Genomic DNA, 17,345 nt, shown 5'->3' with positions numbered 1-17,345 from the left:
ATCTCCTCCAGCGCCTTCCGGCGCTCCTGAGACAAGCCCCTGGCCCCGGACGGCGGACGGCGGGCGGCGGCCCGGTTGTTCTCGACCCACACCGCCACGGCGCCGCGTGCCAGGTGGCGTCCACCGGAGGCAGCAGTGCCCGTGCTCCGCCGCCCAGGCGCGGTCCGCCACGAGCCCCTCCTCGAAGGCCACGTCGAAATGGTCGGCAGCAGCCTGGGTCACATGCGGGCGCCGAAGTTCTGGGTCCACCAAGGGCCGCCGGCACCCGGCTGGATGCCCACGCCGATGTCCTTGAACGCGCAGTTGAGTATGTTGGCGCGGTGCCCCGGGCTCTTCATCCACGACTCCATCACCTGCTGCGGGGTCTGCTGTCCCTTGGCGATGTTCTCCCCGTACGTCGACCAGCGGTACCCGGCGGCCGTCGTCCGCGCCCCCGGGTCGGTGCCGTCGGGACTGGTGTGCGAGAAGAAGCCCCGCTGCGCCATGTCCGCCGAATGCCCCTGGGCCGCCTCGCGCAGCTGCGCGTCCTCCCTGAGGGGACCGCATCCGGCCGCCGCGCGCTCCTTGTTCACGAGCGCCACGACCTGTCCCGCCGAGCCCTGGGGGGCGGGGGCGGGAGCCGGCGCGGAGGAGCGCGAAGGAGGCGGGCTGCTCTTGACCGGAGCCGGGGCCGAAGCCGTACCGGCGGACGGTGACGGCGAGGGGGAGACCGAAGCGGAAGCCGACGGCGAGGGGGAGGTGGAGGCGGAACCCGAGGGGGACGGAGAGGCGGACCCGGAGGAGACGGCCGAGGCGGAGGCGGGCGCCGCGAGCGCGGCCAGCGGGGACGCCGACGCGCCGCCGCCCGCCTCGGTAGCGTCCGGGCCACCGCGCAGCGAGCCCAGGTAGACCAGGCCGCCGCCCGCGACGCACGCGGCGATCACCGCGCCGCCGATCGCCCGGCGCCGGTTCTGACGCCGCCTGCGCAGCACCCCGCGACCGCCGGCCACCTCGGCGGACCCGCCGTCACCGCCGGTGCCCGCGCCGCCCGCGCCGTCCGCGTCGTCCCCGTCGCCCGCGCGCCTGCGGGCCGCCCGGCCGGGCCCGGACACCACCGGCGAGAGCTGGGTCGCCGCGTCGGCGAAGGCCTCGTTCTTGAAGGCCGCTTCTCCCGAGGCCGCGTTCCCGAAGGCCGCGTTCCCGAAGGCCGCGTTCCCGAAGGCCGCGTTCCCGAAGGCCGCGCCCGCCGGGCCGTGGCCGGCGGCCACGGCCGACCGTATGCCCGCCAGCAGCGCCGCCGTGACCGGGACGAGGGCCAGCCCGGCCAGCAGTCCCTCCGCCGGGACCAGCCCGTTCCACAACCCCGAGCAGCGCAGGCACTCACGGGCGTGCCGGGCTATTCGCTTGCGCCACAGCGCCGACGGCCGCCCGTCCCAGTCGGCCGCCATCGCCCGCAGCCCCTCGCACGGCGCCTGTGCCTCCAACGCCCGCTCCACCACCCGGGCCGCCTCCAGCTGCGCCTTCATCCGCTGCACCCTGACCGCCGTGTGCTGGGGCGAGAGTTCCAGCGCGGCGGCCATCTCGGCCCGGGTCAGCTCCCCCGCGCACTCCAGCCACCACAGCGACAGCAGCGCCCGGTCGTCCGGCTCCAGCCAGCGCGTGGCCCGGGCCGTCTCGCGGCGCTGGCCCGCCAGGTGGAGCCGTACGACGGTCAGGTCGGCGAAGTCGGCGCCGGGGTCGGCGACGTCCCCGGCCGCCTCCAGCCCGCTCTCGCCCAGCCCGTTGCTGCGGGCCTGCCAGTGCGCGCGCACCCGGTTCATCGTGATCGCGACCAGCCAGGACCGGAAGCTCTCGTCCGCGCGCAGGCCCCCCAGCCCGTCGAGCGCCCGCAGCATGGTGTCCTGCACGACGTCGTCCACGTCGCAGGACCCGTTCAGGGCCCGGCCGACGATGTTGTAGACGAGCGGCAGGTGGGCGCTGACGAGCTCGTCCTGCGCGCGGGGATCGCCCGCGCGGGCCGCTGCCACCAGAGCTGCCGTGTGCTGTGTACTCATGTGAAAGTCCCTGTCCGTACCGGCGGTCGATGATGCCCAATAACTGGGAGACCGTCGAGAGGGGTCCCGATAACACTTATCCGGGAGAAGTTTCCGGCGCCACCCGGGAGAGGGCCGCGCGGTGCCGTTCTCACAGCAGCGGAGACAGCGCGTTCGTGGCCCTGAGCAGGGCGGGCGCGTACGACTCGAGCTCATCGCGGGAGACCAGGAAGGTGACGGTGGTGACGGAGACGCCGCCGACCGGGCGGCCGTCGGCGCCGAGGACGGCCGCGCCGACGCAGCGGATCGCGGGCTCGTTCTCCTCGTCGTCCAGGGCGTATCCGCGCGCGCGGACCGCCGCCAGCTCCGCGCTCAGCTCGGCGTGGGTGGTCAGGCTCCTCGGTGTGCGGCGCGGGAGCCCGGCGGCCAGCAGTTCGCGTACCTCCTCCTGCGGCAGATGGGCGAGGACGCTCTTGCCGATCGCCGTGGTGTGCAGCGGCATGCGCATGCCGATCCGCGACGCCGTGCGGAAGGGCTGGGCACTCTCCAGCTTGCGGATGTAAGTGATCGACTGTCCGCTGTGCAGAGCCAGGTGCACCGTCTGGCCGGTCGCCTGCCGCAGCTCGTCCAGGACCTGCTGGACGCTCGTCGGCTCCCCGCCGCTGACCAGGGCGGACAGTGCGCGCAGCCGCGGGCCCACCCCGTAGCGGCTCTCGCCCTCGGAGCGTACGAAGCCCTGTTCGATCAGCGCGGCGAGGATGCGGAAGGTGCTCGACTTGGGCACGGCGGCCGCCGCCATGACGTCGGTCAGCCGGTGCGGCCCGCCGGGCGCCGCCACCGCCTCCAGGATCCGCAGGGACTTCTCCAGCGCCGATCCGGCCAGCGAGGTCCGGCCGCGGCCCCCTCGTCCTCCTTCGCCCTGTCCTTCCTGCCCTTCCTGTCCTTCTTGCGCCGTTGACACGTCAACTCCCCTGCTGTGTAAGGTCTGAACACGAAGTCCCGGTACACAGTACGTCGTTCCACTACGTGGAACACAGGGGAGGGTTCTGTGTCCTGTCATCCGTACGCGGTGATAGCCGCCCAACGCCTGCTGCCGGTGCTGCGCGACACCGGCGCCGACGAGGCCGTCCGCCACACGGCCGCCCTGCTCGCCGCCGGCTGCCGGGCCGTGGAGCTGACCACCTCCACACCCGGCTGGGCCGGAGCCGTCGTCCGCACCGCGCCGCTCACCGACGCGCGGGGCCGCCCGGCCCTGATCGGCGTGGGCACCGTCACGACGACCGCGCAGGCCGAGGAAGCCCTCGACGCGGGCGCGGCCTTCCTGATCTCCCCCTACCCGGCCCCCGAAGTCCGCGAGGTCGCCGGGCGGCGCGACGCGGTGTTCATCGAGGGCGGGTTCACGCCGGGCGAGATCGCCGCCGCCGTCCGGTACGCCGGCGCGGCGAAGGTCTTTCCCGCCCACGTGGGCGGCCCGGGGTTCATCCGCTCCCTCAAGGCAGTCCTCCCCGGGGGGCTGCTGATCCCGACCGGCGGCATCCGGCCCCGCCCGGCCGAGATCCGCGACTGGCTCGCCGCCGGGGCCACGGCCGTCGGCATCGGCGGTGGCCTGCCCGCCGACCCCGGCGAACTGGCCGCCGTGTTCGCAGAGGTGGCGGGGCCGTGCTGCGCGCACTGTGAGACTGCACCTTGCACTGTCGCCTGTGACACTGCACGTCAGTCGGAGCACTGACCGTGCCGCCCGCCCCGGTCTACGACGTCCTCGTCCTCGGTGAGGTCCTCGTCGAGATCCACGCCGACACCGCCCTGCGCACGGCCGACGACGGCACCGCCGCCCGCATCTCCTACTCCGGGGACGCCCTCAACGCCGCCGCGGCCGCGGCAGCCGCCGGGGCCCGTACCGCCCTCCTCGCCGTCGTCGGCGACGACGAGCTGAGCGCCCCGCTGCTGAGCCGCGCCGCCGACCTCGGCGTGGACGTCTCCCACGTCCTGCTGGCGAGGGTCGCCCCGCTGGCCGGCTTGCTCAAGAGCTCCTGCCCGGCCGACGCGCTCGCCCTGGTCGACACCGACGATCCGCCGACCGCCGCCGCCCGCTACCGCGCGCTGGGCGCCCGTACCGTCGCCGTCACCGCGGGACCCGGCCGCCTGCTGCTGCACGACGGCGACCGGGCGGCGTACCACCCGGTGCCGGTCGACCCGGCGCCCGTCGACGCCACAGGCGCCGGAGACTGCTTCACCGGCACCACCACCGCCCGGCTCGCCCTGGGCGACACCCTCGCCGACGCCGTGGCCTACGGCATGGCGGCCGCCTCCCTCTCCGTGTCCGGCCGCGGCGGCACCGGACACGTTCCCGCCTTCACCGAGACCGCGGCCCTGGCCGCCGCGCACCGCCGCACCACCGCCCGCTGAGCGGTGCGCGGCGCGCCGTGAGCTACGCCGCCGAGAGCAGGGCGATCTCCTCCGGGGAGAGGCGTACCGCCGCGGCCACGATGTTCTCCTCCAGGTGGTGCGGGTTGCCGGTGCCCGGGATCGCCAGCACGTGCGGGCCGCGGTTCAGGGTCCAGGCGATGCGCAGCTGGGCGGCCGTGATCCCGTGCGCCGCGGCGATCTTGTCGACCTCCGGCCCGTCGGGGGCGACCACCCCGGCCTCCTTGCCCGCGCCCGCGATCGCGAAGAACGGTACGAAGGCCACGCCCTGCGCCCCGCACGCGTCGAGGAAGGCGTGGTCCCGCGCCGGGGAACCGATTCCGTAAGGGTTCTGCACGCAGACGACGGGGGCGATCGCCTGTGCCTCGGCGAGGTGGTCGGGCCGGGCGTTGGAGATGCCCAGGTGCCGGATCAGCCCCGCCGTCCGCAGGTCGGCGAGCGCGCCGAAGAGTTCGGCGATCGATCCGCTGGTCTCCTTGCGCTTGACGCGCAGGTTGACCACGTCGAGGTGGTCGCGGCCGAGCTGGCGCAGGTTCTCCTCCACCTGCGCGCGCAACTGGCCGGGCTCCGCCCAGTACCACTCCCCGGCCGCGTCCCGGCCCGGACCGACCTTGGTGGTGATGACGAGGTCGTCGGCGTAGGGGGCGAGGGCGCGGTTGATCAGCTCGTTCGCGGAGCGCAGTGGGGAGAAGTAGAAGGCGGCCGTGTCGATGTGGTTGACCCCGAGCTCCAGGGCGCGCCGCAGGACGCCGGTCACCCGGTCGCGGTCGCTGGGGGAGCCGTCGGCCATATGCGTCAGCCGCATCGAGCCGAAGCCGATGCGGTTGACGGTGAGGTCGCCGAGCTGCCAGGTGCCGGACGCCGTCGCGGTGATCGTTTCTGAGGTCATCAGGTGATCGTAACCGGGTCCGCGACCCACCCGGCGGCGAGCACCAAGCGGGAGGTCCGGTCGAGGGCGAGGAAGCCGAACGGCCGGTGGAAGGCGACCTGGGCCCGGCGCGCGCGGTGGTTCATGGTCCGCGGGGCGGCTCCCGGGCGCGCCGCGACGGCGGTGACCGCCGCCGCCTCGAATCCCGTGGCATCGAAGGCGGCCATCGCCGACTGGCGGGCGGAGTCGACGGACAGCGGATCGGCGCTGATGCCCGGGAAGTGGCCGAAGCTGTCGGACGTCGCGCTCTCCAGCCCGAACAGCGGGGCCCGCTCCAACAGATCGTGCTCCGCCCGCAGCGAGAAGGCCACGGTGTCGATGCGCAGCAGCGGGTCGGGCGTGTACGAGTCCACGGCGGCGATGGTCAGCCCGGGCCCGGGATTCCCCTCCGGGAGGGCGCCGGCACCCACGGCGGGAGCCCCCGCGCACAGCGCCGCGATGCCGGTCGTCAGCACGTCACCCGGCCCGGCGCCCGGAGCGCCGAGCAGCAGGTGCACATCGGTGTCCTCGGTGCCCCTCACCTCCAGGAGGGTGACCGGCCCTCTGGCGCCGAGCGTGACCTTGACCAGGTCAAGTTCGGAGGTGGCGCGGAAGAGACCAGCCATCCTGCGTCCAGCCCAGGGACCCTCGGAGAGCGGGAGGGGCCGCGGCCTGAAGGGCTCCGCCCACCTCAGCCGCAGGGCGAGCGCCGACGCGAGGACGAGCCGGGTCTTGTCGTGAACGGTGACCGGCATCCGCTCGATCAGACCGCCGGTGCGTTCGGCGGCCCACGCGTCGAGGCCCCGCTTGTCCGCCTCCGCGTCGGCCGTCAGCGTGCCCCGGGTCCCCTCCGGGAGTACGTCCAGCCAGCGCTCCTCCAGGGCGAGGTCCGCCCTGGCCCACAGCCCCGTCGCGGTCCGCAGGCCCTGTACGCCGGCCAGCCCGGCCAGCAGCTCCCGCGCGGCCGGGGCCGCCGCGTCGGCCGGTATGCCCAGGGCCTGCGCCAGTTCGGCGCGGGCCGGTCCGCCCGCACCGTCGGCGAGGAGGGCGAGCAGCGGCCAGACCCCGGCCGCGGTGAAGACCGTGTCGGCGTCCTCGGAGGGATGCGCCGCGGCCCAGCGTGTGGTGAGGCGGTTGACCGCCCGTACCGTCGAGTTCCTCATGCGGGGAGGGTATTGCCGGGGAAGGTAGGTCGTACGCGGTGGGGCACCGCCGGGCCGGGCCGGTGTCGCGGCCCGGCGGCGCCGGTCAGTGGCCGCGCGGTCCGCGCAGGCCCCGGTCGACGGCGGTCGTCAGCTCGCCGTCGGAGGTGTCGGCGTCCAGGGACCAGAACATCGCGCCGCCCAGGCCCTGTTCGCGGATGTACCGCGTCTTGGCGCGCAGCACCTGCGGGTCGTCGTACGTCCACAGGGTGGTGCCGTCGAACAGCCAGGCGTGCCCGCCGCGCCGGTCGCGGTGAACCTCGTAGCTCCCCGATCCGGCCAGCTTCTTCAGCACCTTGTAGTCCTCGTACCCGGCCGACCAGGTGGCCGGCGCCGGGCCGGTCGCCGGCTGCCCCATGCCGTCCCCGCCGCCGCTGACCCCGGTCCAGCCCTGCCCGTAGAACGGCATGCCCATCACCAGCTTGTGCGCGGGCGCCCCGCGCAGGCGCCAGGCGTCCACCGTGCCGTCCACGCTGAAGTCGCCCCGGGCGTACAGCGCGGACTGCTGGGCGGTGGTCTGCTCCCCGGACACGTGGAAGTCGTAGCCCTGGAGGGTGACGAAGTCGAGGTCGCGCATGATCCGGCGGACGTCGAAGCCCGCGTCGATCTTGGCGGGGGCGGTCGGGACGAAGGCCGTCAGCTCGTACTTCCGCTGCCGGCCGCTCCCGTACGCGTCGAGCTGGGTACGGAACTCCTTGACCAGCTCGGTGAAGTTGGCCTTGTCCTCGGGACGGAACCTCGTGTCCGTGTCACCGGCCGAGCCCGGCCACTCCCAGTCGAGGTCGATGCCGTCGAAGACCCCGGCGGCCACGCCCGCGCCACCCCGGGCGCCGTCCTGCGGCAGGTTGCCCTTGATGTAGAGGTCGATGCAGGACTCCACGAACGCCTTGCGGGAGGCGGGGGTGAGGGAGGCGTCCGAGAAGTGGGTGGACCAGCTCCAACCACCCAGTGAGATCAGTACTTTGAGGCCGGGGTGCTTGGCCTTGAGCTCCCCCAGCTGGTTGAAGTTGCCGGCGAGGGGCTGCTCCGCCGTATCCGCCACGCCGTCCACGGAGTTCGCCGCGTCCAGCGGGCGCGCGTAGTCGGCCCACGCGTCGGCCTCGCCGGGTACGTTCCCGGTGAAGCACTTGCCGTCCGCGCTGACGTTGCCGAAGGCGTAGTTGATGTGGGTGAGCTTCCCGGCGGTGCCGTTCGCGTCGAGGTCCTGGACCTGGAAGTCCCGTCCGTAGACGCCCCATTGGGTGAAGTACCCGACCTTCTTGTACGAACGGCCGTGGCCGTCCGCCTCGTCCTGCGCCCCGGCGGCGGCGGGCGCGAAGGCGGTCAGCAGAGAGAGGGAACAGGCGGCGACGGCCAGCCTGCCGGTCATGCTGCGGCGCATGGGCTTCCTTTGCGGATACGGGGAGCGGTGCTCCTGAGCCGTGCGTGAACGCGTGCGCGGTGCACCCCGGAAACTATTGGTCTGGACCAGCTGGGTCAAGGGGTCGTCCACAGTCCGCCCACCCCCGCCTCCGCACGGCCGTCCGCCCGACCGAAAATCATCGTCCACGGCCCTGGGCACCTCCGCGCCCCGTCGCTACCCTCCGCGCATGATTCCCACGGTGGTCTGGGGCACGGGCAACGTCGGCCGCGCGGCGATCCGCGCCGTCGAGGCCCACCCGGCGCTCACACTCACGGCAGTAATCGTCCACAACCCCGCCAAGGTCGGCCGCGACGCCGGTGAACTCGCCGGACTTCCCGATCTATTGGGCGTAGCGGCGACCGACGACATCGAGGCGGTACTCGCCGCCCGGCCGGCCGCCGTCGTGTACGCGGCCTCCGGTGACATCCGCCCCGACGACGCCCTCGCCGACATCACACGGGCCATCGCGGCCGGGGCGGCCGTCGTCAGCCCCGCCCTGTACCCGCTCTACGACCACCGGGGCGCCCCGCCGGAGTTCCGCGACCCGGTACTGGCGGCGGTCGCGGCCGGCGGCGGCTCGCTCTTCGCCTCCGGCGTCGACCCCGGCTGGGGCAACGACGTACTCCCGCTGCTGCTCAGCGGGCTCGGCACCACCGTGGACGTGATCCGCTGCCAGGAGATCTTCGACTACTCCACGTACGACCAGCAGGACTCGGTCCGCCACCTGATCGGCATGGGCCATCCGATGGACTACGAGCCGATGATGCTCATGGCCTCGGTCCCCTCCATGGTGTGGGGCGGGCAGATCCGGATGATGGCCCGCGCCCTCGGCGTCGAACTCGACGAGATCCGCGAGACCTCGGAGCGCCGCGCACTCGCCACCACGGTGACCACCCGGACCATGGGCGAGTTCGACGTCGGCACCCAGGGCGCCATCCGCTTCGAGGTGCAGGGCATCGTCGGGGGCGAAGCTCGCATCGTCATCGAACACGTCACCCGCATCCACCCGTCCTGCGCGCCCGACTGGCCCACACCGCCCGACGGGGCCGGGGCGCACCGGGTGATCATCGAAGGCCGTCCGCGCATCGAGGTCACCATCGAGGCCACCGACGAGGGCGAGAACCGCTCGGCGGGCGGGAACGCCACCGCCGTCGGGCGGCTGGTGGGCGCCATCGACTGGCTGGTGGAGGCGGAGCCCGGACTCTACGACGCGCTCGACGTCCCGCTGCGTCCCGCGGTCGGCAGGCTCGGCACACCCGGAAGGCTCGGCACACCCGGAAGGCTCAGTACACCCGGCAAGCCCGGCACACCCGGCAAGCTCGGCACACCCGGCACGTTCGGCACACCCGGAAGGAAGCAGCCGTGAACATCGACATCCCGGAAGGTCAGCACCCGATCGAGTACGTGTGGGGCGACATGGTCCCCGGCATCGGGATGGCCGCCGCCAACTTCTCCCTGTCCGTCTACGCCCACACCACCCTGGGCCTGCGCGAGTTCGAGGCCGCGCGGCTGCGCATCGCGCAGATCAACGGGTGTGTCTTCTGCCTCGACTGGCGGACCGACCGGGACGGGGAGAAGGTCGAGGAGGAGTTCGCCGACGCGGTGACCGACTGGCGCACCACCAAGGCCTTCGACGACCGCACGCGGCTGGCCGCCGAGTACGCGGAGCGCTACGCCCTGGACCACCACAACCTCGACGAGGAGTTCTGGGAGCGGATGACCGCGCACTACAGCCAGTTGGAGATCGTCGAGCTGAGCATGAGCATCGGCTCCTGGCTCGCCTTCGGACGCCTCAATCATGTGCTGGGCCTCGACAGCGTCTGCGTGCTGCCGGGCAGTTGAGACGGTACGGGGCCGGCCGGCGGGTCCGGCCGGCCCCGGGATCGGATCAGCGCCCGAGGTCCGTGGCGATGATCTTCTCGATGTTCCGCTCCGCGAGCGCCGTGATGGTGACGAACGGATTGACGCTGGTGTTGCCGGGGATCAGCGCTCCGTCGATCACGTACAGACCGGGATGCCCGTGCAGGCGCCCGTAGTTGTCGGTGGCCTTGTCCAGCACCGCGCCGCCGAGCGGGTGGTAGGTGAGGTGGTCGCCCCAGATCTTGTTGGTGCCGAAGAGGTCGGTGCGGTAGATCGTCCCCTCCTTCGAGTTGATCTTGTCGAAGATGGTCTTCGCCATGTCGATCGACGGCTGCTTCCAGGCGGTCTGCCAGTTCAGGCCGACCGTGCCGGACGCGCCGTTCCAGGAGAACTCGGCGCGGTGGGGATTCCTGGTGATCGAGAGGTAGAAGGAGGCGTACGTCTCGATTCCCGTGGGCAGCGGGGCCACTTCGGCGAAGGCGCCGCCCGCGTCCCAGTTGTCGATGCCGCCGCAGGGAATGGCGGACTGCACCTTGCCGGTCGCGTCCCACATGTGGTTGGCGCGGCCGCACATGACGTTGCCGTTGTCGCCCCAGCCCTTGCCGATCTCGTCGTTGAGGTTCGCCAGCGCCCCGGTGGCCTTCATCCTGACCAGCAGCTTGCTGGTGCCGACGCTGCCGGCCGCGAAGAACACCCTGTCCGCGGTGACGGTCTTGGTGGCGACCGTGCCGCCGGTGGTGTTCAGCTGCTCGATGACGACGGTGTAGCCGCCGGCGCCCGAGGGGGAGACGCGGGTGACCTTGTGCAGAGGGGAGATGGTGACCCTGCCGGTCGCCCGAGCGGCGGCGATGTACGTCTGCTGGAGCGACTTCTTGCCGGCGTTGTTGCCGTAGAGGATCTCGCCGTCCACCGCGGACTTCGGGACGGTGCCGGCCACCTCCTGCTTCATGTAGTCCCAGTCGTACACGTCGGGTACGAAGACGAAGGGGAAACCGGAGCGCTGGGCGTGCTTGCGACCGACGCGGGCGTACTGGTAGCAGTTCACCGTGTCGAACCAGTTCGGGTCGATGAGGCCCACCCCGAGCCCGGCGTTGGCGCGCGGGTAGTAGGTGTCGTACATCTCGTCGGCGTTCACCGTCGGCAGGACCGCGCTGAAGTTGTGCCGCTTGGGCGTCACGGCCATGCCGCCGTTGACGAGCGAACCACCGCCGACCCCGCGGCCCTGGTAGACGGTGATCCCGCCCATCTCCTCGGCGTCCAGGATGCCCGTGTGCAGGGGGACGTCCTTGTCGATCGGGAAGCCGAGGAAGTTGCTGAGCGGCGCCTTGGTCCTGGTGCGCAGCCAGTAGGAGCGGTAGTCCGGCTTGGTGGTGTGGGCGAAGATCTTGCCGTCGCTGCCGGGGGTGTCCCAGGCCATGCCCATCTCGATCATGTGCACGTCCACACCCGCCTGGGCGAGCCGCAGCGCGGCGACGGAGCCGCCGTACCCGGTGCCGATGACGAGGACCGGGACTCGGGCTCCGGATCCGATCGGGCCGCTCGCCGGGGCGGCGGCAGCCTGGGCGGGGGTGGTGTTGACCGCCAGGGCCATGGCTCCGAGAATAGAACCAGTTCCAGCGATGAACCGACGGCGTGAGATTCCGTTGGGGACCTTGCTGTACAGGATTTTGTCACTCATGTGACGTTCCTCACTCTCGATGGAGTGAGAACAAGTTCTACTGTCGCCTTCCTGTTAAGTCACTAGATACGCCGGGGTATCTTTTGGCGATTTCCACCCCGGCCCGCCCGCGGTCCGGGCCCGGGATACGCTGCCGGTCTTCACGGGGTGAGCGGGGGCGGATCGTCTTGAGTGCTGCCAGCGGAGCAGGAGCGCGAGCAGGAACAGCGACAGGAACCGGGAGGTCGGGAGCGAGGCGCTGGACGTCGGCGCGGCGGCGTCGGCGCGACGGCCTGATCCGGATGGCCTTGGCCGTGCTGCCGCTGGCCCTCGCCGTGGGGCTCGGCGGGCTGGTCGGGAACACCGAGCGGGTCAGCGGCTTGTGGGTGAGCGCCGAGATCGCCGAGGACGGCAGTGCCCGCATCACCGAGGTCATCGACTACGACTTCGGGTACGGCGCGTCCTCCCGGCACGGCATCTACCGCGACATCCCGGACCTCGCCTTCGACTCACGGAAGGCCGACATCAGCACCACCGAGGACGGGGTCCCGGTCACGCACGAACTGACACGCGGCGACACGTCGCAGACGCGCATCACCATGGGCGATCCCGAGCGCGCGAACACAGGTCTGCGCCGCTACCGCCTCGAGTACACGCTCCAGGACATCGCCCGTGACGGCAAGCTCAACTGGAACGCGGTCGGCGCCGGATGGAAGGTCGACCTCGACGACATCCGGATTCACGTCGTGGCCCCGTACGACCTCACCGGTACGCGCTGCGTGCAGGGCGTGACCGGCTCCCGGCAGAGCTGCACGGCCGTAGAGCCCGAGCCGGGCCATCTCGTCGTCGCGCTCGACGGGCTCGGGGCGGGCGGGGGCGTCACGCTGCACAGCTCCGGCGCCGTGACGGGATCCGTCGGTGGGGCGGCTGCCCCGCCGGCGCCGCCCACGGGGATGCCTGACGGCGACGCGCTCATGAACCCGCTCCGGTCGGCCCTGCTGGCGGCGGCAACCGCCCTGGCCGGCGCCCTGGTGACGGCGCGGCTGCTGCGCCTCGCCGGCCGCGACCGGCGCGCGGACGCGCTCACGCCGAGAGCCGTTCCTCCGGAGGGATTGAGCCCGGCGCAGGGCGGCATCCTGCTCGCCGAACGGGTCGAGCCCCGGCACCAGGTGGCCTGGCTCCTCGGCGCCGCCATCGACGGCCATGTCCGCATCTTCGGCGAAGAGCGGTATCCGACCGTGCGGCGCACGACCCGCCGGGACGAGCACACCGATCCGGCCACCGAGACCGTGCTCGGTGAGATGTTCGCCGGCCGGGGGGAGTTCGACCTCGGCGCCGACGACCAGCGCTTCAGGACGGCCTGGCACACCCTCGGCGACCAGCTGGCCGACTGGCAGCGCACCAGCGGCCTGTGGGACCCGGCCGGCGAGCGCCGCTCCCGCACAGCGCGGCGGATCGGCATCGCCGCGGCGGTCCTGGGCCTGGTCGTCGCGACCGCTCACAGTCCGCTCGGCGGCTGGACCGGCTGGGAAGGGTGGCCGATCGTCGTCGCGGGCGCCGTGGTCGCGGGCGCCGGTCTCGCCCTGTGGCTGCGCGCCTGGGAACTCCAGGGCCGCACGGCCCGCGGCGCGGCGTTGTGGGGTCAGGCGGAATCGTTTCGGCGCTTCATGGCCGACCCGCACCCCACCGACGCTACGGCGCTGTACACCGCCTGGGCGGTGGCCCTGGGCGAACTGGCCGCCTGGCAGCGGGTGGTCACCGCGTCGACGACCGAACCCCCAGCCCCCGCTACCCCTTACGGCCCGGTGCTGGCCGTGGGCCTGATCGCCGCCACGGCGGTCTCGGGAGCGCCCCTGTCCTCCGGCGACTCCGTCGACTCCGGCGGCGAAGGCGGTGGCGGCGGTGGCGGCGGTTCCTGGTGACCGGGCGGGCTCCACGAAATGTGTGGATCTTCAGGCTCCGTCATGCGATGGTTGGTCTCATCGAAGGGGTGTAGCTCAGCTGGTCAGAGCAACGGTCTCCAAAACCGTAGGTCGCAGGTTCGACTCCTGCCGCCCCTGCAACGGATTCGGCCGCCGGTACGGGGCTGATGTCAGACGGGCCGGGTCTGCGTGACGCGCCACAGGCGCCGGGGGAGGTCCCCTTCCTCGAAGGCGTGGACCTCGTCCAGGTTCCAGCCGTCGGCGAGTGAGTCGACCAGTTCGCGGGGGAAGAAGTGCACGGCGAATCCGCCGTGCTCGAAGATGTCGTCGCCGTGGGCGGTACCCGCTCCGTAGTGCGCGTCGCCCGTGTGACGGACGGTGTAGACGAAGGTGCCTCCCGGGCGCAGGACGCGGCGGACCTCGCCGACCGCCGCGTGGATCTCCTGCGTCGACAGGGCCATGCACAGCAGCATGTGCGCGAACACCCCGTCCACGGAGGCGTCCGGCAGCGGCAAGGGCTCACGTACGTCGTGCACGGCGGTGGTCACCCGTCCGGCGAGGCCCTGCTCCCGGGCGGCGTCGGTCAGCTGTTCCAGGCCGAGCGGGCTGAAGTCCGTGGCCCGCACGGTGAAACCCTCCCGTGCGAGGTACAGGGCGTCCCGGCCGTGCCCCGCGCCCAACTCCAGGACGTCGGCCGCTCCGGTCCTGCGGAAGACGGCGGCGGCGTGGACCGCGGGGGCCGAGGGCTGCTCGCCGTACATGCCGGGGTGGGCGCGGTAGGTCCTCTGCCAATGGGCCCGTTGAGCCTCGCCCAGCTCCTTGCTGTCGTCCGCCATGGCCGACCACCCGATTCCGTCGTCTGTTCCGCCGCTCGCGCGCAGTCGGCGTGGACGCCGACGTGCTGAGGAGTGTGCCGCAATCCCCGGCCCCGGAGTGCACGGCGCCCGTCTGGCAGACTGGCCGGGTCATCCAGGCGGTGCAGGACAGGAAACCGGTGTGAATCCGGTGCGGTCCCGCCACTGTGACCGGTATTCCGCCCGCGGGATGCCGGGAGTCAGACACTGACGCACCGCCTCTGCACTTCGACCGGGGACGAGGATCCCCCGGAGAGGCTTCGCCAAGTCGCGTTCCCGCGCCGCCCTGCGCTCACTCATCCCCGTCGCGCTCCTGATACCGCTCGCCACGTGCGGCGGTTCCACCGGCGCCGACCGGCCCGCCGCGCGCCCCGGAGCCGCGCCAGGGTTTCCGTACACCGTCACCAACTGCGGGGTCAGCACCACCTACCAGACCCCGCCCGAGCGTGCCGTCACGATGAACCAGCACGCCACCGAGATCCTGCTCGCCCTCGGACTCCAGGACCGGATGGCCGGCACGGCCTACCTCGACGACTCGGTCCTGCCCGCCTACCGGCCCGCATACGACAAGATCAAGGTGCTGGCCGAGGAGTACCCCTCGAAGGAGATCCTCCTCGGCGCCAACCCCGATTTCGTCTACGGCGGTTACGCCAGCGCCTTCGACATGTCGCAGGGCCGCGACCGCGAGGGGCTGGCCACCTCCGGCATCAACTCCCGGCTGAGCGTGGAGTACTGCACCCCTGGCCCGGTCGGGCTCGAACAGCTGAAGACCGAGATCAGCGAGGTCGCCCGGACCTTCGGCGTACCCGAGCGCGGCGCCGCCCTCATCCAGGAGGAGCAGCGCCACATCGACGCCGTCACCGCGCGGGTGAAGGACAAGGCGAAGCCGGCCGTCTTCGTCTACGACTCGGGCGAGGCCTCCGCCTTCACCTCCGGCGGCAACGGCATCGGCAACGAGATCGTCTCCCTCGCCGGGGGGACGAACGTGTTCGCCGACCTCAAGGACACCTTCGGTGACGTGTCGTGGGAGAAGGTCATCGAGCGCAAGCCCGAGGTCGTCCTCATCTACGACTACGGCGGCACCACCGTCGAGGCCAAGAAGCAGCGTCTGTTGAACGACCCGGCCCTGTCGCAGGTTCCCGCCGTCAAGAACCAGCGGTTCGTCGTCCTCCCGCTGTCCTCGGCCGTCCTCGGCGTGCGCGTCGCCGACGCCGTCGAGTCCCTGGGCCGCCAGCTGCACCCCGACGCCGCGTGAGGCGGCGCGGCCGTACCGCGGCCGTTCTCGTCCTCCTCGGCGCCGCGCTCGTCGTGTCGGCGGTGGCGGGCCTCGCGCTGGGGCCCGTACGGATCGCCCCCGGCCAGGTGCTCGACATCGTGCTCGGCGGCCGGCGCACGGGCGCCTTCGCCTCCATCGTGTGGGACGTGCGGATGCCGCGCGTGCTGCTCGGGGCGGTCGTGGGCGCGGGGCTCGCGGTCGCGGGCACCGTACTCCAGGCGCTCGTACGCAACCAGCTCGCCGATCCGTTCCTGCTCGGCGCCTCGTCGGGTGCGTCGGCCGGGGCGGTACTCGTCATCGTGTTCGGCGCGGGGGCCGGAGCCGGGGCCGCCGGGATCGCGGGCGGGGCCGGCGTGCCGCTCGCCGCATTCGCCGGGTCCATGGCCGCGCTCGTCGCCGTCTACGCCATGGCCAGACGCGGCGGCACGATGACCACCGGACGGCTGATCCTGGCCGGAGTCGCCGTCCAGTACATCCTGTCCGCGCTCACCAGTCTGGTGCTCGTGCTCTCCGCGCACCCCGACCAGATCCGCTCCGTGCTGTTCTGGACGCTGGGCGGGCTGGGCGGGGCCCGCTGGAACGAACTCGCCCTGCCGGCCACCGCCCTGCTCGCCGGCACCGGCCTGCTCGTCACCCTCGCCCGGCCGCTCGACCTGCTGCTCGCGGGGGAGGAGGGCGCGCACACCCTCGGCCTGGACACCGGGCGGTTCCGGGCCGCCGTCTTCGTCCTCACCTCCCTCGTGATCGGGGTGCTGGTGGCGTACAGCGGGGCGATCGGCTTCGTCGGGCTGATGATTCCGCACGCCGCCCGGATGGTGGTGGGCGCCGGTCACCGGGCGCTGCTCCCGGTGGCCGCGCTGGGCGGGGCCGTGTTCCTGACGCTGGCCGACCTGGTCGCCCGTACGGCCGCCGCACCCGAGGAGATACCGGTCGGCGTGGTCACCGCACTGGTCGGAGGCCCCTTCTTCCTGTGGATGCTGCGCAGGTCCGGCCGTACTGAGGGGGTGGGCGGATGACGGGGAGTCCGGTGGAACTCACCGTCGAGGGAGTGCGTTATGAGGTCGACGGGCACACGCTGCTGCACGGAGTCGACCTCACCGCCCGGTCCGGCGAGACGGTCGGTGTGGTCGGGCCGAACGGCAGCGGCAAGACCACGCTGCTGCGCTGCCTCTACGGCACCCTGCGGCCCGCTGCCGGACGGGTGCTGCTCGACGGGACGGACGCGGGCACGCTGGGCGTGAAGGCCCGCGCCCGGCGTGTGGCGGTCGTCCCGCAGGACGCGGCAGGCACCTTCGGGCTGACCGTCCGCGAGGTCGTCGCCATGGGCCGCAGCCCGCACAAGCGGTTCTGGGAACAAGACAGCGCGGACGACGCCCGACGCGTCCGCGAAGCCCTGCAGACCGTCGGCGCGGCCGCCTTCGCCGCGCGCCGCTTCGACGAGCTCTCCGGCGGCGAACGCCAGCGTGCCCTGGTCGCCCGCGCCCTCGTCCAGGAGCCCGGCCTGCTCGCCCTCGACGAGCCGACCAACCACCTCGACATCCGCTACCAGTTGGAGATTCTGGGCCTGGTGCGCGGGCTGGCCGCCACCAGTCTGCTCGTCCTGCACGACCTCAACCTCGCCGCCTCCTTCTGCGACCGGCTCTACGTCCTGTCGGGCGGGCGGGTCGTCGCGGCGGGGCCGCCAGGCGAGGTGCTCACCGAGGAACTGCTGGCCGAGGTCTACGGGGTACGCGCCCACATCGGGGTCCACCCGACCACGGGAGTCCCGAACATCGTCTACCTCCCGGCGGGCCGGTCCGGTGCGGTGCGGTGACGCCGTGAGGGCGGCG

Annotated in this window: 14 protein-coding genes, 1 tRNA gene, 1 pseudogene and 1 riboswitch; of the genes and pseudogenes, 9 read left to right on the top strand and 7 right to left on the bottom strand. The window is 72.7% G+C overall.

What is annotated here, in order from left to right; genetic code table 11:
• Positions 1-218 precede the first annotated feature (218 nt).
• Positions 219-2,033, bottom strand: coding sequence for a sigma-70 family RNA polymerase sigma factor (locus ACWDYJ_RS06740; protein WP_451564391.1), 1,815 nt, complete (start codon positions 2,031-2,033; stop codon positions 219-221).
• 130 nt (positions 2,034-2,163) lie between these two features.
• Positions 2,164-2,973: an IclR family transcriptional regulator gene (locus ACWDYJ_RS06735; RefSeq protein ID WP_451564390.1), complete on the bottom strand. Its 810-nt coding sequence runs from the start codon at positions 2,971-2,973 to the stop codon at positions 2,164-2,166.
• A gap of 87 nt (positions 2,974-3,060) precedes the next feature.
• Between ACWDYJ_RS06735 and ACWDYJ_RS06730 the strand changes: the two genes are divergently transcribed.
• Together ACWDYJ_RS06730 and ACWDYJ_RS06725 are read left to right on the top strand one after the other, a co-directional pair.
• Positions 3,061-3,741, top strand: coding sequence for a bifunctional 4-hydroxy-2-oxoglutarate aldolase/2-dehydro-3-deoxy-phosphogluconate aldolase (locus ACWDYJ_RS06730; protein WP_451564389.1), 681 nt, complete (start codon positions 3,061-3,063; stop codon positions 3,739-3,741).
• A 2-nt stretch (positions 3,742-3,743) separates the two neighbouring features.
• The gene (locus ACWDYJ_RS06725; RefSeq protein WP_451564388.1) at positions 3,744-4,418 is read left to right on the top strand and encodes a carbohydrate kinase family protein; all 675 of its coding nucleotides are present in this window, start codon (positions 3,744-3,746) and stop codon (positions 4,416-4,418) included.
• Between the two features lie 22 nt (positions 4,419-4,440).
• Here ACWDYJ_RS06725 and ACWDYJ_RS06720 read toward each other — a convergent pair whose 3' ends face one another.
• From ACWDYJ_RS06720 to ACWDYJ_RS06710, 3 genes are all read right to left on the bottom strand, one after another.
• Complete coding sequence (locus tag ACWDYJ_RS06720) at positions 4,441-5,325, bottom strand: aldo/keto reductase (protein ID WP_451564387.1); 885 nt, start codon at positions 5,323-5,325, stop codon at positions 4,441-4,443.
• Positions 5,325-6,506 (bottom strand): serpin family protein, encoded by a 1,182-nt coding sequence (locus tag ACWDYJ_RS06715; protein ID WP_451564386.1) that lies wholly within the window; start codon positions 6,504-6,506, stop codon positions 5,325-5,327. Before ACWDYJ_RS06715 ends, ACWDYJ_RS06720 begins: the two co-directional genes overlap by 1 nt.
• Before the next feature lie 85 nt (positions 6,507-6,591).
• Positions 6,592-7,926: a glycoside hydrolase family 18 protein gene (locus tag ACWDYJ_RS06710; protein ID WP_451564385.1), complete on the bottom strand. Its 1,335-nt coding sequence runs from the start codon at positions 7,924-7,926 to the stop codon at positions 6,592-6,594.
• A gap of 208 nt (positions 7,927-8,134) precedes the next feature.
• Between ACWDYJ_RS06710 and ACWDYJ_RS06705 the strand changes: the two are divergent.
• Together ACWDYJ_RS06705 and ACWDYJ_RS06700 are read left to right on the top strand one after the other, a co-directional pair.
• Positions 8,135-9,199 (top strand): annotated as a pseudogene (locus ACWDYJ_RS06705) (NAD(P)H-dependent amine dehydrogenase family protein); the annotation flags it as partial.
• A gap of 110 nt (positions 9,200-9,309) precedes the next feature.
• Positions 9,310-9,789, top strand: a complete 480-nt coding sequence (locus tag ACWDYJ_RS06700) for a carboxymuconolactone decarboxylase family protein (protein ID WP_451564384.1) — start codon at positions 9,310-9,312, stop codon at positions 9,787-9,789.
• A 46-nt stretch (positions 9,790-9,835) separates the two neighbouring features.
• Here the strand turns inward: ACWDYJ_RS06700 and ACWDYJ_RS06695 are convergent, their stop codons facing one another.
• On the bottom strand, positions 9,836-11,485 hold the full coding sequence (locus ACWDYJ_RS06695) for a GMC oxidoreductase (RefSeq protein WP_451564383.1): 1,650 nt from the start codon (positions 11,483-11,485) through the stop codon (positions 9,836-9,838).
• 281 nt (positions 11,486-11,766) lie between these two features.
• Between ACWDYJ_RS06695 and ACWDYJ_RS06690 the strand changes: the two genes are divergently transcribed.
• Together ACWDYJ_RS06690 and ACWDYJ_RS06685 are read left to right on the top strand one after the other, a co-directional pair.
• On the top strand, positions 11,767-13,386 hold the full coding sequence (locus tag ACWDYJ_RS06690) for a DUF2207 domain-containing protein (protein ID WP_451564382.1): 1,620 nt from the start codon (positions 11,767-11,769) through the stop codon (positions 13,384-13,386).
• Positions 13,387-13,450: 64 nt separating this feature from the next.
• A tRNA-Trp gene (locus tag ACWDYJ_RS06685) sits at positions 13,451-13,524 on the top strand.
• Between the two features lie 32 nt (positions 13,525-13,556).
• Here the strand turns inward: ACWDYJ_RS06685 and ACWDYJ_RS06680 are convergent.
• Positions 13,557-14,222, bottom strand: a complete 666-nt coding sequence (locus tag ACWDYJ_RS06680) for a class I SAM-dependent methyltransferase (protein WP_451564381.1) — start codon at positions 14,220-14,222, stop codon at positions 13,557-13,559.
• A 123-nt stretch (positions 14,223-14,345) separates the two neighbouring features.
• Positions 14,346-14,501: riboswitch (adenosylcobalamin (AdoCbl) riboswitch) on the top strand.
• Between the two features lie 196 nt (positions 14,502-14,697).
• On the opposite strand from ACWDYJ_RS06680, the gene ACWDYJ_RS06675 reads away from it, so the two are divergent.
• Genes ACWDYJ_RS06675 through ACWDYJ_RS06665 form a run of 3 tightly spaced genes read left to right on the top strand, consistent with a single transcriptional unit; the run spans position 14,698 to position 17,329 of the window.
• Complete coding sequence (locus tag ACWDYJ_RS06675; protein ID WP_451564380.1) at positions 14,698-15,495, top strand: ABC transporter substrate-binding protein; 798 nt, start codon at positions 14,698-14,700, stop codon at positions 15,493-15,495.
• The gene (locus ACWDYJ_RS06670) at positions 15,492-16,532 is read left to right on the top strand and encodes a FecCD family ABC transporter permease (RefSeq protein WP_451564379.1); all 1,041 of its coding nucleotides are present in this window, start codon (positions 15,492-15,494) and stop codon (positions 16,530-16,532) included. Before ACWDYJ_RS06675 ends, ACWDYJ_RS06670 begins: the two co-directional genes overlap by 4 nt.
• Positions 16,529-17,329 carry an ABC transporter ATP-binding protein gene (locus ACWDYJ_RS06665; protein ID WP_451564378.1) on the top strand — a complete coding sequence of 267 codons (801 nt, stop codon included), beginning with the start codon at positions 16,529-16,531 and terminating at the stop codon, positions 17,327-17,329. The genes ACWDYJ_RS06670 and ACWDYJ_RS06665 overlap by 4 nt, the downstream gene beginning before the upstream one ends.
• Positions 17,330-17,345 lie beyond the last annotated feature (16 nt).

The organism is Streptomyces sp. NPDC003042 (assembly GCF_053591315.1).
This window is presented reverse-complemented; position numbering and strand designations above follow the sequence as displayed.

What these genes read in the sequence shown, in the direction of transcription:
- ACWDYJ_RS06710 (WP_451564385.1), bottom strand. Translation starts at nt 7,926, where the DNA reads ATGCGCCGCAGCATGACCGGCAGGCTGGCCGTCGCCGCCTGTTCCCTC.
- ACWDYJ_RS06740 (WP_451564391.1), bottom strand. Translation starts at nt 2,033, where the DNA reads ATGAGTACACAGCACACGGCAGCTCTGGTGGCAGCGGCCCGCGCGGGC.
- ACWDYJ_RS06665 (WP_451564378.1), top strand. Translation starts at nt 16,529, where the DNA reads ATGACGGGGAGTCCGGTGGAACTCACCGTCGAGGGAGTGCGTTATGAG.
- ACWDYJ_RS06715 (WP_451564386.1), bottom strand. Translation starts at nt 6,506, where the DNA reads ATGAGGAACTCGACGGTACGGGCGGTCAACCGCCTCACCACACGCTGG.
- ACWDYJ_RS06680 (WP_451564381.1), bottom strand. Translation starts at nt 14,222, where the DNA reads ATGGCGGACGACAGCAAGGAGCTGGGCGAGGCTCAACGGGCCCATTGG.
- ACWDYJ_RS06695 (WP_451564383.1), bottom strand. Translation starts at nt 11,485, where the DNA reads ATGAGTGACAAAATCCTGTACAGCAAGGTCCCCAACGGAATCTCACGC.
- ACWDYJ_RS06675 (WP_451564380.1), top strand. Translation starts at nt 14,698, where the DNA reads ATGAACCAGCACGCCACCGAGATCCTGCTCGCCCTCGGACTCCAGGAC.
- ACWDYJ_RS06720 (WP_451564387.1), bottom strand. Translation starts at nt 5,325, where the DNA reads ATGACCTCAGAAACGATCACCGCGACGGCGTCCGGCACCTGGCAGCTC.
- ACWDYJ_RS06690 (WP_451564382.1), top strand. Translation starts at nt 11,767, where the DNA reads ATGGCCTTGGCCGTGCTGCCGCTGGCCCTCGCCGTGGGGCTCGGCGGG.